Source organism: Pseudomonadota bacterium, assembly GCA_018817425.1.
Lineage (GTDB): Bacteria > Desulfobacterota > Desulfobacteria > Desulfobacterales > RPRI01 > RPRI01.
Window position 1 is genome coordinate 1 of the sequence record JAHITX010000077.1, and the last position, 13476, is coordinate 13476.

General features: G+C 39.3%; 16 protein-coding genes. 15 read left to right on the plus strand and 1 reads right to left on the minus strand.

Annotated features, from left to right (window positions below):
• Nucleotides 1-1054 precede the first annotated feature (1054 nt).
• The 12 genes from KKC46_12830 to KKC46_12885 all read left to right on the plus strand — a co-directional run bounded on the left by KKC46_12830 (nucleotide 1055) and on the right by KKC46_12885 (nucleotide 9331).
• Entirely contained in the window at nucleotides 1055-1267 is a 213-nt protein-coding gene (locus tag KKC46_12830; GenBank protein MBU1054690.1) for a hypothetical protein, read from the plus strand.
• 135 nt (nucleotides 1268-1402) lie between these two features.
• Nucleotides 1403-1699 carry a nucleotidyltransferase family protein gene (locus KKC46_12835; GenBank protein ID MBU1054691.1) on the plus strand — a complete coding sequence of 99 codons (297 nt, stop codon included), beginning with the start codon at nucleotides 1403-1405 and terminating at the stop codon, nucleotides 1697-1699.
• Nucleotides 1689-2042, plus strand: coding sequence for a DUF86 domain-containing protein (locus KKC46_12840; GenBank protein MBU1054692.1), 354 nt, complete (start codon nucleotides 1689-1691; stop codon nucleotides 2040-2042). The genes KKC46_12835 and KKC46_12840 overlap by 11 nt, the downstream gene beginning before the upstream one ends.
• A 283-nt stretch (nucleotides 2043-2325) precedes the next feature.
• Nucleotides 2326-3342 carry an anaerobic sulfite reductase subunit AsrA gene (gene asrA / locus KKC46_12845; protein ID MBU1054693.1) on the plus strand — a complete coding sequence of 339 codons (1017 nt, stop codon included), beginning with the start codon at nucleotides 2326-2328 and terminating at the stop codon, nucleotides 3340-3342.
• Nucleotides 3339-4136 carry an anaerobic sulfite reductase subunit AsrB gene (gene asrB / locus KKC46_12850; GenBank protein ID MBU1054694.1) on the plus strand — a complete coding sequence of 266 codons (798 nt, stop codon included), beginning with the start codon at nucleotides 3339-3341 and terminating at the stop codon, nucleotides 4134-4136. The genes asrA and asrB overlap by 4 nt, the downstream gene beginning before the upstream one ends.
• A 13-nt stretch (nucleotides 4137-4149) precedes the next feature.
• On the plus strand, nucleotides 4150-5157 hold the full coding sequence (asrC, locus tag KKC46_12855) for a sulfite reductase subunit C (GenBank protein ID MBU1054695.1): 1008 nt from the start codon (nucleotides 4150-4152) through the stop codon (nucleotides 5155-5157).
• A 57-nt stretch (nucleotides 5158-5214) separates the two neighbouring features.
• A complete protein-coding gene (locus tag KKC46_12860) occupies nucleotides 5215-6216 on the plus strand; it encodes a 4Fe-4S binding protein (GenBank protein MBU1054696.1) in 1002 nt (333 codons plus the stop codon).
• 79 nt (nucleotides 6217-6295) lie between these two features.
• On the plus strand, nucleotides 6296-6580 hold the full coding sequence (locus KKC46_12865) for a toxin (protein MBU1054697.1): 285 nt from the start codon (nucleotides 6296-6298) through the stop codon (nucleotides 6578-6580).
• A complete protein-coding gene (locus KKC46_12870) occupies nucleotides 6570-6848 on the plus strand; it encodes an antitoxin (protein MBU1054698.1) in 279 nt (92 codons plus the stop codon). Before KKC46_12865 ends, KKC46_12870 begins: the two co-directional genes overlap by 11 nt.
• Before the next feature lie 42 nt (nucleotides 6849-6890).
• The gene (locus KKC46_12875) at nucleotides 6891-7247 is read left to right on the plus strand and encodes a hypothetical protein (protein ID MBU1054699.1); all 357 of its coding nucleotides are present in this window, start codon (nucleotides 6891-6893) and stop codon (nucleotides 7245-7247) included.
• Between the two features lie 611 nt (nucleotides 7248-7858).
• The gene (locus KKC46_12880) at nucleotides 7859-8164 is read left to right on the plus strand and encodes a cupin domain-containing protein (protein ID MBU1054700.1); all 306 of its coding nucleotides are present in this window, start codon (nucleotides 7859-7861) and stop codon (nucleotides 8162-8164) included.
• A gap of 183 nt (nucleotides 8165-8347) precedes the next feature.
• Entirely contained in the window at nucleotides 8348-9331 is a 984-nt protein-coding gene (locus KKC46_12885; GenBank protein ID MBU1054701.1) for a hypothetical protein, read from the plus strand.
• Between the two features lie 79 nt (nucleotides 9332-9410).
• On the opposite strand, the gene KKC46_12890 is transcribed toward KKC46_12885, so the two are convergent.
• A complete protein-coding gene (locus tag KKC46_12890) occupies nucleotides 9411-9803 on the minus strand; it encodes a hypothetical protein (GenBank protein MBU1054702.1) in 393 nt (130 codons plus the stop codon).
• A gap of 291 nt (nucleotides 9804-10094) precedes the next feature.
• On the opposite strand from KKC46_12890, the gene KKC46_12895 reads away from it, so the two are divergent.
• The 3 genes from KKC46_12895 to KKC46_12905 all read left to right on the plus strand — a co-directional run bounded on the left by KKC46_12895 (nucleotide 10095) and on the right by KKC46_12905 (nucleotide 13458).
• Entirely contained in the window at nucleotides 10095-11102 is a 1008-nt protein-coding gene (locus KKC46_12895) for a transposase (GenBank protein ID MBU1054703.1), read from the plus strand.
• A gap of 65 nt (nucleotides 11103-11167) precedes the next feature.
• Nucleotides 11168-12313, plus strand: a complete 1146-nt coding sequence (locus KKC46_12900) for a pyridoxal phosphate-dependent aminotransferase (GenBank protein ID MBU1054704.1) — start codon at nucleotides 11168-11170, stop codon at nucleotides 12311-12313.
• A gap of 20 nt (nucleotides 12314-12333) precedes the next feature.
• A complete protein-coding gene (locus KKC46_12905; protein MBU1054705.1) occupies nucleotides 12334-13458 on the plus strand; it encodes a 2-hydroxyacyl-CoA dehydratase in 1125 nt (374 codons plus the stop codon).
• The last annotated feature ends 18 nt before the right edge of the window (nucleotides 13459-13476 follow it).

The window sequence follows — 13476 nt, forward strand, 5'->3', positions numbered from 1 at the left end:
AAATATCATACAGATACAACCTCAAGCGCTTTAAATAGCACTTAATATCCATCAATTTATTTTGGAGATTAATACGGATTGCAGTTTTATGTAATACCGTATTAATATAATCAATGCAATTCATGCGCTTTTAGTTTTACTAAATATCAGATAAAAATCTGGGGGGGTTGCCGATCATATTCTTATAAACTCCTTAAAGCACAAAGTGATTCCAAAAGGGGAAGCCTTATAACAGGACTATACAAGAAGTCTGCGTTTGTGAATTGCAAGGAAGGAAAACCAAAGCTGACGCTGAGAAAGCCTATAACATGAAGAAGTACTTGACGGAAGCATATAACTAACTCGCAAATTAAACGCCGGATAATGCGGGGATGTGAACCATAAGCAAACGTTCCTGCGGAGCATAGCAACCAAGACAAATAAACTTTGGCCTTTCTTTCAATCTGCAATCCTCATTTCTGGCAATTACCCATCACCGAACAGTTGTAGGTGAACTCAGCGATGAAAGGAAAAAACATATACCATGCAGTTATACAAAAGCCCGTTTGTACTTCGTGGCCTGTAAGCCGTGCTTTAAATAACAGCAAGATCTTTCCGGTACTCTACTTCATCCAAAGCGGTGAACAAAAATACAATAAGCAAATGGTAAGATAATTTCCAGACCCTGTACAATGAAACTTTCGGATTCTTATTGTCTCCACCGCGTCAGCATACACTTGCCCTGCCCTACCCCAAATTAAACAAGCCACTTAGCATAGTTCTTTGTAACTGAAGCTTAACTTTCAGGCATTCTCAAATTCTCCGGCAACTTCCGCTATTCCCGATAGCATAAACCCTACCACCCTTGTTTAAATCACCGGCGGAAATTAAGATTGACATAGGCTTATGAAGTGCGAAAATGATTTTACAATCACAAAAACAATAACCGGAAACTTATATATGGACAAAACAGAAGCAGACGCCCCGGCCGGAAAATTTCTTCATATCGAAACAAAGTGGCTGGTATTATTGGCTGTTGGCGTTGGAACATTTATGTCTGCATCTGCAGGAAACAATGACGTATCTCGGCCTTACCACAGGGCCATTTCTCGGAGGCTGGCTGACCGACCATCTTGGCTGGCATTTTGTTTTCTTCATCAATGTGCCGATAGCTCTGTTTGCCATCTGGTTGAGTTTATTTGACATGGGTCTGTTATTTGTATGTGGAGTGGCCTTGATGGCGGCAGCCATCACCTTTATGCGCGGCAATGACCACCCCCGGAAATAAATCTCAATTGAAAATGGCTTACTGAACAACAATAAACCGGTTGACAACTAATGGAATTTTCATATAATTTAACTTGGTCTGGATTGATACATATAAAGCACATCCGGCATAAATAATTCATAAAGGAGAAAATCAATGAAAGCAAAGGAACCAGTAGTGCTTCTGCAGGAAAACCGTGCATTACTTAATAAACATCATGTAAAAGCGCTTTATCTTTTCGGTTCCGTTGTTCGCGAAGAAAATAAGCCTGATAGTGATGTGGACATTCTCGTGGAATTCCAACCCGAGGCTCATGTTGGCTTGTTCGGCCTGGCTAGGTTACAGAGGATATTATCTGAAATTCTTGACAGGCCCGTGGATCTGACGACCGCTAACTCCTTGCACAAAGCACTGAAAGACAGAATACTCAAGGAGGCTGTTCGTGCCGCATAGAGACTGGAAGTTCAGGATTCAAGACATATTGGATGCCATCAGTGCAATTCAGAACTACACACAAGGGATAGAATTCAAGAGTTTCACTGAGGATCGGAGAACTGTAGATGCGGTAGTCCGAAACCTGATTATCATTGGAGAAGCCGCTGTTCACATTCCGGAAGATATTTGTTTGGAGTACCCTAATGTTCCTTGGTACGACATGCGCGGTATGCGCAATATTGTGGTTCACGAGTATTTCCAAGCTGACGACGCGATTATATGGGATACGATACATGTGGATTTGCCAACATTACCCGACCTGCTAATAAAAGTACTTGAAGATAGCCCAGATTACCAGTAATTTCAATTATTTTTTCGTAATCATAACAATCATCCAGGACTTTTTTACTGAATACAGTTATTGAAACTCCCCGCTGCAAGCAGCAGGTGCGGCAATGACCACCCTCTATATCAAAGCACAATTAAAATAGTTTCTCTGACAATTAGCCCGATAGTATAACCTATGAAGATATTGATAATGTACTTGACTTAAGTCAAAGACTTTTTCCTCTCTGGATGTTTAAGTATTACATAAACAAGAAACTCAATAAACAACTGCTTGTTAGTAAAGAAAGGGATAAAACATGGGATGGAAATTTACAAATGCCACCTTCAATGATCTGTTTGACAGACTAAATAAGGATTACACGATTCTTGCTCCGAAACGATTTGTTAAGCGCGGTCGATTCTCTGATACTGACCTTATTCGATATGATGAAGTCAAAAAGCCTGATGATATTGTCTGGAATGAGAAATCAACTTTTTCCCCGAAGGAAGCGGTCATTCCGATCACGCAGACGCTTTTTTATTTTACAGAAAATGAGTTTCGGGAACCGCAACCTGAAGAAAAGCAGTTTCTTGTTTTTCTTCGCCCCTGTGATATCAATGGCATCCGCCGTCTGGATACGATTTATCTTAAAAACGGCCCCGAGCCTGATTCTTATTATGCTAATTTGCGAAAGCGTGTCAGATTCGCTATGATTGAATGTACGGAAAGCTTTGATACCTGTTTCTGCGTATCCATGAAATCCAATATTACTTCCGACTACGATATAGCTGTATGTTTAACTGATGATAAAGTTTTGCTTGAAGTTAAAAACGACGAGTTTCTCAGTTACATCACTTCTGATATACCTCAGGTTGAATTCAGTCCTGAATTTATTCTCGAAAACAAAATCAAAGTAAATGTTCCTGAAGCAGATGATATGCCCTCCGGTATTTATGATCATGATATGTGGGGCGAATATAAAAGCCGCTGCATAGCCTGCGGACGCTGCAACACAACCTGCATAACATGCAGCTGCCACACAACAAATGATATCTTCTATGATGATAACGCTCTTGCCGGAGAAAGAAGGCGTACCTGGGCATCGTGTCATATAGACGGCTTTACTGATATGGCAGGAGGCATATCTTTCAGGAAAGATAATGGTTCCCGTATGCGGTTTAAGGTTTTACATAAAGTTTATGACTACAAGAAACGCTTTGGAGAACTTATGTGTGTGGGATGTGGTCGATGTGATGACAATTGCCCGGAATATATTTCTTATTCAAACTGTATAAACAAACTCAGTAATGTAATTCAGGAGGAAAATCTATGACCAAAAATCCTCTGACGCCCAAACCGCACAGAATACTTGAAATAAACCGGGAAACCGATCTTGAGTCGACATTTCGGATTGAAATGGATACTCCTCCCGTAATGGGGCAGTTCTACATGGTATCTATTCCAAGAATCGGCGAAATGCCTATATCCATCAGCGGAATCGGAGATGGCTGGATCGATATGACGATCCGTAATGTGGGCAAGGTAAGCCAGGCCGTTCATTCTATGAATCATGAATCAATATTCTTTTTACGTGGTCCCTATGGAAACGGTTTTTCTCTAGACGAGTTGAAAGGACAACATCTTGTTATTGCTACAGGTGGATCAGGCATAGCTCCTGTCCGTCCTATAGTAGAATATTACTATCACAATGCGCACGAAATTGAAAAACTTGACCTGCTGTTTGGTTTCAAAACTCCTGATACCATAATGTTTAAAAAAGATATCGAACGCTGGAAGAACAAGTTTGAAACAATTCTTACTGTTGATGATGGTTGCGGTATCTGGGAAGGCGAATGTGTGGGTCTTATCACAGGATATGTGAAAAATATAAAGCTTTCCGAATATAACAAGATGGATATTATCATAATCGGCCCGCCTGTCATGATCAAATATACTGCCGCAGAATTCATCAAAAGAGGAGTCAACGAGGAAAGAATCATTGTTTCCATGGAACGGCGAATGTCCTGCGGACTTGGCAAATGCGGCCACTGCAAGATCGGAGAATATTACATCTGCCTGGATGGCCCGGTATTTCGCTATAAAGATGCTTTTAAAATGATAGATTAACAGGAGGAATATAATGACTCTTGATATAAACACAAAGACAGTTATAAAAAATGCTTACCGGATTACCAAGGAAAGAGGAAAAACAGCATTGCGGATTCGCGTTCCCGGAGGATATCTGAAGGCAAAGCATTTCGACCTGCTTAAAGAAATTGCCGAAGTTTATGGAGACAAAATAGTACACCTTACTACAAGACAGGGCTTTGAGATTTCAGGTATCGATTATAATAGTATTTCTAATGTTAATACTCTGATTAAACCTTTATTACAGGATCTTGAAATTGATATCGGCGTTACAATCAAAGATGCTTCCAAAGGTTATCCGTCTGCAGGAACCCGTAATATTGCCGCATGTATAGGAAACCGTGTGTGTCCTTTTGCCAACTATAATACTACTGCTCTGGCACAAAGGATAGAAAAAGAAATCTATCCGAACAACTACCATGTAAAAGTCGCCCTCACTGGATGCCCTAATGACTGTATTAAATCGCGTATGAATGATTTCGGAATTGTGGGTATGGTTGAACCACAATATGATTATCAGCGCTGCATAGGATGTGAAGCATGTGTCAAAAACTGCAAAAGCAATGTTACAGGAGCGCTTAGTCTTCATAAAGGAAAGGTGAAACGTGATACAAGGCGTTGTATCGGCTGCGGCGAGTGTATACTCAAATGCCCAACAGCCGCCTGGACACGTAATCCTACTAAATATTATGATATCCTTATTATGGGCCGCACAGGAAAGAAGAACCCCCGCATTGCTGAACAGTTCATCCAGTGGGCTGATGAAGAAGTTGTAATAAAAGTGATAAAAAATACATACAAGTTTATTGATGAACACATTGACAAAACTCTTCCCAAAGAACACATCGGATATATTGTTGATCGTACAGGGTATCAGGTTTTCCGCGACAAAGTGCTTGAAGATATCAAACTAAATCCTGAAGCACGGGTAGCCGGACACGTCCAGTGGGGTGGTTTTAGATACAGCAGCGATACCTTTATGTCCGATAGGATGCAGTAGTAGGAATTTAAATAGTTCCCATTTATTAAGAGGGAATTGCAGGTTGAGGTGTTAACTTTGATTAAAGGAAAGTTATTAGCCGGAAGTCGTAATCTGGTTCAACTGATCATTTTTATTATTACTGTTGCCGTCGGGTTTCAATTTTACATTTTTGTTTCACAGGCTCTTGGAGACAGCCCTATTACCGTGCCAAGACCATCCGGGGTTGAAGGATTTTTGCCTATCGGCGCCTTAATGGGTTGGAAGTACTTTATCAATACAGGCCATTGGGATATTATCCATCCCGCTGCAATGGTTTTTCTCGGATTTGCAGTATTTATATCGTTTTTGTTAAGAAAATCCTTTTGCGGCTGGTTTTGTCCGGTTGGGACATTTTCAGAATGGATATGGAAAACGGGCGAATACGTACTGAAAAAAAATTTTAAAATTCCGCTTGGAATAGATATTCCACTGCGCCTTTCCAAATATCTCCTTCTGGGCTTTTTTATTTACATAGTTTTCAAAATGAGTTCGTCAGATATTGCCGCTTTTTTACAAAGCCCTTACTATAAAATAGCCGACGTTAAAATGCTTCATTTTTTCACTGAAATTTCATATTTTACATCCGCTGTTCTATTGTCGTTAATTTTATTATCCTTTTTATACAGAAATTTTTGGTGCCGATATGCATGCCCATACGGAGCATTGCTTGGAATTTTCGGCATGTTCAGCCCAACACGTATTCATCGGAATCCTGACACTTGCATAAATTGCGAGAAATGCACGCAGGTATGTCCTTTTCACCTTCCGGTAAATAAAAAAAAGCAGATATTCAGTCCCGAATGCAATTGCTGCCTTGATTGCGTGAATACATGTCCTTCTGAAGAAACATTGGAACTTAAAACCGTATTTTTTAAAAATTCTTTAAAAACATCACATGTTGGTTTTTGTGTTATATTAATTTTTACAGTTATAGTATATTGTTCTGAAATTTCCGGTCATTGGAAAAGTGGGCTTTCGGAAAGCGAATTCAAAACGTGGCTTAAATTATCAGATTCTTCTATAAATACCGATCCATAAGAAATACCGCTGAGAGGTGCGATTATCTGTGTGATAACCTGTTGCCAAACTGCACACATTGTGATAACTTTATTAATAAATGAAAAGCATAAACTGGAACACCGAAAAGAGTGTGACACTCAAAACGTTACGAGGAATCTGTTTCGAGGATGTGGTTTTCTTTATTGAAAGGGGTGAAATATTAGACGACTATTTACATCCCAACCAGAAGACATACCCCGGACAACGAATCATGGTTATTTGTGTGGCTAATTATGCATATCTCGTACCTTATGTTGAGAATGAGGAAGAGCTATTTTTAAAAACGATTATTCCAAGCAGAAAGGCCATGCAGAGATATCTTGGAGAAAAACATGAAGGCTAAACTGACAAAAGAAGAGAAAGAAATATTGGATAGCTTCGATAAAGGCGAATGGGTTCCTGTAGCTGACCTTTCAAAAAGGAAAAAAGAGTTGGCTGAGTATGCTCGCAATACTTTAAGAAAAGACAAGAGGCTGAATATAAGGATTTCTGAAAGAGACCTCATAGAGCTGCAAAGAAAGGCTGTCAAGGAAGGACTGCCCTACCAGACTTATGTATCAAGCATTATCCACAAATTCATCAATGGAACTCTGGTCGAAGCTGGAAAATAAGATGGCCAACGAATAAGGATACATTATGCAAAGCCACAATCTTTGACAGGCTTTATAAAGAATGCAAAGTTTTTGGTTTTAACCACAATTGCATTGTTGGTCCTTGGGGTAGCTATAATATCTGGTGACGGAAAGTTGATGGTTCTAAATATATATGAAAAGATAACCGGTCAGAAATACCAGACCTTTTCCCAAGTACAAGATTATTCAAATGCAACGTACATAATCCTGAAAGCTAAGTTATCTCAAGATACAAACATGAGATTAGAAAGTGCAGATATTACTATATTTGTAGAGTCCGATACTTCGCACAGATACCGTGTTGAGTTAAAGGATGAGATTGATTTCTATAATGTAAAGAAAAAACAAAATGGGACTTGGCAAATCAATAAAGAATGATGGCAAGGATACTGTACAACTAACCAGGTAATTTTAAATGTTTCAGCATAATTCTTTATAACTGAGACTCTGCTATCAGGCATTCTATAGTTCTCCGTCATCTTCCACTATCCCCCATAAACTCTACCACCCTTGCTTCAAGCCCCGATGGAAATTAAGTTTGACATAGACTTAAGAAATGAGAAAATGAATTTTATGATAATAATGATACGATAGAACGGCATAATATTATATCAAAACAACCCATAGCTAAATCGACATGGCTATGAGTTATACTGACCCGTTTAATACAATATATTCGTAAGATAAATAACGAACCAATTGCAAAACGCCCCATTTTGACCGATCTCAGCGTTGGGCTCAAATTTTTAACCTCAAAATACTCAATGTATTCCTGCGGTTAAACTTTTCGCCCGCCTTGATCTTGACCAAACCGAAACGTTTTGAAACTGGCTCTAACGTGAATTAGAATTTCAATCCAAGGGAAGATATTCTTGACCTAAGTCAAAGACTTTTTCCTCTCTGGGTGTTTAAGTATAAATAAACAAGAAACTCCATAAATAACTGCTTTAAAGTAAAGAATGGGGTAAAAACATGGAAAGGAATTAGAAATGAAATCAAAAATTAATGAAATGATAGATTATCAGGCAAATGCGGTTGTAAGCAAAACACTCATTGAGAAAAAAGCCGGTACCGTAACAATTTTTGCCTTTGACAAAGATCAGGGCTTAAGTGAGCATAGCGCTCCATTTGATGCCATGGTTCAGGTAGTTGAGGGAGAAGTCGAAATTAAGATTTCAGGAGAACCGTATCGGTTATCAGAAGGTGAAATGATTATTATGCCTGGAAATAAACCCCATGCATTAAAGGCAATCAGCAAATTTAAAATGATTCTGACCATGATCAAGTCTCAATAATTTGTTGCAGGCGACACGTTTAATACTGACAATCTTCCTTTGACATACTATCGTTTTCTATTTATAATTATTGCCACTAAAAGCAATGTCTTATCAAATCAAACCGGGCGTTTTGTCGTCAATCGACTGATGTGGCCGTCGGGTAGCGTGATGGAAACTCTTAAAACATAATGAGAGGTGAATATGGACATCAATTTTAAAGCTAAGCATGAAGTACCGATGTGGAACGAAACCCGCTGGGGTGGATGCTACAATCCCAAGCAAGGTGTTGGACTCTATTTGCATGCCGGTCGCCTGCGCGGTAATCTGGATTGGTGGTGGGCCCAAACAATTATCTACATGCCTGATGATCGTATTGCAGTAGAGCGTTCCTGGGTGCGTAACTTGGTCGAAGACGGCGTTAAAACCTCCAGCCTTGATCTTCGAGTAAGGAACAAAGGATGGTCTGCTCATTATGACGGCATCGTCGAATTGACAACAACTGTGGCTCTATCTAAAGCACCGCGTGGCTGTATCGCACCTTCTATTCCGGCGAGATTCAACATTACCGCCGACGATAGTCGACCTTGGTGGGATATGTACGCTGGTATGCCTGCTTTCAAGGAGGGGGAGTCCGGTACGCATCTTGAGCAACCGGGACAAGGCAAGGGCACATTACAGGTTGGAAACGAAAGCTATCTTTTAGATGGCGTCACATACTATGATCACTCCTCAGGCATACGCGACTGGACCAAATCCCACTCGCATAACTTTGCTCATATTGTGATGCCGGACTATACGATTCATGCGGTCACAGTCTATGCGACGCCTACCAAGGCCCATGCCCACTTTGGTGTGTTCTCACCCATAAAAGGCAAACCGCTCAAAATCATTCAGTCAACTATGCCTAAATTAAACGATGTCTTTAGTATGCATGATCAGTATGATTGGATACTTCAAGCCGAGGGTGACAAACCGAAAACCTTCCGTGTCGAAGTCATGCACACCTTCCCTATGACTATTACTAACGAAAACGACAATATCAATGGGTTTTATTGGGATGCTCCAGGCGATCCAATGTTCTTTACTGAATGCCAGGTCAAAGTCACCGCGCCTGACGGAGCTGTCGGTTATGGGCACATTGAGCGTACCAACCGAAGAAGCTGTGTGCTTCACTGTGATAGCTAAGTATTAGAGAAAATTAGTCACTACAGTTCCTGTTTTACTTCCTGAAACATCCTGACAAATATCTTTGTTATGTGGTTTTTTATTTTATATTTTTTGAAAATAAACATGTAGCACTATAAAACCAAAAGCATAAACCAATAATTGTATAAATTATATTCGATATAGCAAAGTTTAATGGAGCTTCGCTCTTGTGTTTGCCGCGATTGCCATCTGCCAAATTTTTCCACAGATATCCACTACGAATTTGAGCAATGGGTGTTCCGATAAATAAATAACCAAACATAATAAAGAATAATGCGCGATATTGATTCTTCGGAATATCTGCATAGACGTGAATCAAAGCTATAGATGTAAACAAGATAAGCGTTGGTATAAATACAATTGGAGTATTAGATTTTATTTTTTTATTTTTTGTAAAATCCTGCTCCAAGGCATTTTTACGTTCTTGTTTTATTCTTGCTTTTTTTTCCATATTTTTATTTCACATAACAAGTTATTCACCAGACCCGGTGATCTTGTAATTTCGTATGATCAACACAAAGTTTTAGAAAAAAACCTATAATGTTTAAGTTCAATTACAAAATGACCAAGGTTTATTTTGATTTAAATTTGAGCTACATATAATCTATTGACAAGAATTTTGCAATAATATATTTTTTAACTTTCCAGATATCATATTATTTATCATACTATCTGGGTGAGTTTGGGGACGCCCTTTACATTTATAGTTGACAACCTAAATATTTTATATTAAATAGATGATATGCCAAGAAAAGCAAGAGTAGATGCACCGGGAGCCCTTCATCATATCATTGTACGGGGAATCGAGCGGACCAAAATATTCAGTACCGATTCCGATCGTGATGATTTTCTGAACCGGTTTGGAAAGCTCATAACCGAAACAAAAAGCAGTTGTTTTGCATGGGCTTTATTATCAAATCATTTCCATTTACTGGTAAAAACCGGCAGCGTTCCGGTGTCAACTTTGATGAGGCGGTTGCTTACCGGATATGCAGTTTCATTTAACCGGCGATATAATCGATCCGGACATCTCTTTCAGAACCGCTATAAATCCATTTTATGCCAGGAAGATGCTTATCTTCTTGAGTTGGTCCGTTACATTCATCTAAATCCAATCAGAGTAAAGCTTGTTAAAAATATGGAGGCTTTGGATCATTATCCTTATTCCGGGCATAGCAATATCATGGGTAAGATTAAAAGACCATGGCAGGATATAATTGATGTTTTAGAACTATTCGGAAGCAAACCAGGAACAGCCCGCAGGCGTTATAAGGCATTTGTTGAAAAAGGTATTTCGGAAGGCAAGCGTCCCGATTTAATCGGGGGAGGATTGATAAGAAGCAGCGGAGGCTGGGAAGCAGTAAAAGCCATGCGCAAGGCAAAGTTATTTGAGAAATCGGATGAACGCATACTTGGCAATGGAGAATTTGTTGAGACAGTACTTGCTGAATCAAATGAGCAGATGAAAAGGAAATATCATTTAAGGTCTAAGGGATTTGATCTTGATACTGTTGCAGCCAGAGTATCGGAACTTACCGGTATTGATAAGTCGCAGATATTACTTCCGGGAAAGGAGCAAAGCCGGGTTATTGCACGCAGCATATTTTGTTATTTTGCTGTGCGTGAACTTGGGATAAGCATGTCAGAGCTTTCGAGGAAGATGGATCTTTCTTTATCAGGCGTGAGCTTATCGGTGAAACGTGGCGAAAAGATAATTGATAAGACAGGTTATTGTCTCATTGAAAAATAATAACTATATAAATAAAGAGCGTTATTTTCACCCAAAAGACGCAAAAAATAAGACCAAGGGTTAAAATGTCAGGTTTTTTTTCTGATTATGATTTTGTTGAAAATGCAATCGAACAGGAATACAGGAAGGCCGAAAAGAAAAAAGGTTTTATAAATCTTACCGGTAGCAACCCGACTCACGAAGGGCTGATCTTTCCTTTTGAAGTTTTAAAAAATGCCGCAATATCATATCTTTCAAAACGAAGATATGATCCTGATCCGAAAGGTCTGTATTTAGCACGCCAAGCTGTTTCAGATTATTACAAAAACCGCATGCCTTCTATTAAAATTACAACTGATAATATTACTATTACAGCAAGCACAAGTGAATCATACAGTACTTTGTTCTCTCTTCTTGCCGACCCTGGAGACAATATACTTGCACCGAAAATAACTTATCCTCTTTTTGAGCATCTGGCAGCCATTCATCATATAGAACTGCGTCCTTATGGGCTGGATGAAAAGAACAACTGGCAAATCAATGAAAACAGCATACTTTCGGAATATGACAGCCGGACACGTGCAATCATAATTGTTTCACCGCATAATCCTACGGGATCGGTTATAAAAGAATCAGTTGCTGTACTTAATAAACTTGGGCTTCCGGTAATATGTGACGAGGTTTTCGCCGAATTTTCATGTATGACTGCAAATATTCCACCATTCGGATCACTGCATCCCGATCTTACGGTTTTTCATCTTAACGGAATTTCAAAGATGTTCGGACTTCCCGATTTGAAGCTCGGATGGATTGCATTAAGCGGACCTGCTTTAAAAGATTTTGGAAAAAGGATTGATCTGTTAAATGATACTTATCTTGGAGCAAATTACATGATACAGTCAATGCTCCCATCTATTTTTTCAGATGGCTTTGCTTTTGTTAAACAAATGCAAAGCCATATCCGCATTGGCATTGATCTTGCCGTTGAATTGCTTTCTAAAAACCCTAATATAAGTGTAAACCGACCGGATGGGGGATATTATCTGTTTCCTGAAATAAAAAACTGGAAAGATGAAGAAAAGGTTGTATTATACCTTTTAAAAAGTAAAAATGTTTTGGTTCATCCCGGTTATTTTTATGACTGTGATAAAAAAGTGCATATTATGATCTCCTGTTTAACGGAAACAAAAAAGCTGGCCGAAGGAATTAAGCGTATTATTGCCGCAATTTGATTTTAGAGGTGGGTTAAATGATAGAAGAGTTTAAGAAGATTTATGACACCAGGCACGAGTATGTCGGAGAATGGAAAGAAAAACACCCTGATCGCAAGATAATGGGATATATCTGCACATCCATGCCCGAAGAGATAATCTATGCGGCCAATGTTTTGCCGATCAGAATACTTGGGGCACATGAATCCCAAAATATAAGTCAACAGCATATGATGGGAATGTTTTGCCCTTTTTCCCGTGATGTTTTAGCTCAGGGCCTTTTGGGAAGGTACGACTATCTTGATGCCATAGGCATTACTCATACATGCCAACATATCTATCAGGCATATGAAAGCTGGGTTTTGCATAAAAATATAAAAAGCTTTTATATACCAACGCCAAACACTTCGCAAACGCCGCATGCCCTGCCTTATATGAAGGGCCAGCTAAAGCTGTTTATGGAAAAGCTTGAAAGCTGGACCGGTAAAAAGATAAGCGAAAATGATTTAAGACATGGCATTAAAGTAGTTGATACAACCCGACGCTTAATGAGACAAATATATGAAATGCGAAAGTCTGAAACACCACCCATATCAGGGCTTGAATCCATGCTTATGGTTGTTGCTGCTCAAATGTCAGACAAGGAAGAATTCAACAAAATATTGGAAAATGTTATAAAGGATGAACTCCCCGGCCGTAAAGCAAAGGAAAATCGGGGAATCAGGTTAATGCTGGTAGGCAGTGAACATGACGATGTGAAATTTATTGAAATGGTGGAAAATCTTGATGCAATTATAGTCATCGATGATCACTGTACCGGCAGCCGTTATTTCTGGAATACTACTGAACAAAAAGAAGATGCACTGACCGATATAGCCAAACGATATATTAATAAACCGCCCTGCCCTACCAAGGATTTTCCTGCACGAAAACGTCCGGCTCATATTATCGATTTAGCCAGGAAATGGAACGTCGCAGGAGTAATAGAGATTCAGCAAAAATTCTGTGATCCCCATGAGCTTGATAAGGTTGCCGTTTCCAAGGCTTTGGAAGAAGCAGGTTTTCCAATATTGAACCTGGAAGCTGATGTTACAATGCCGGCAGGCCCTTTCAGAATAAGGGTTGAGGCTTTTTTAGAGATGCTTGGTTCCCAAGATTTATTTTAGAATATGGAGTGCAAATAT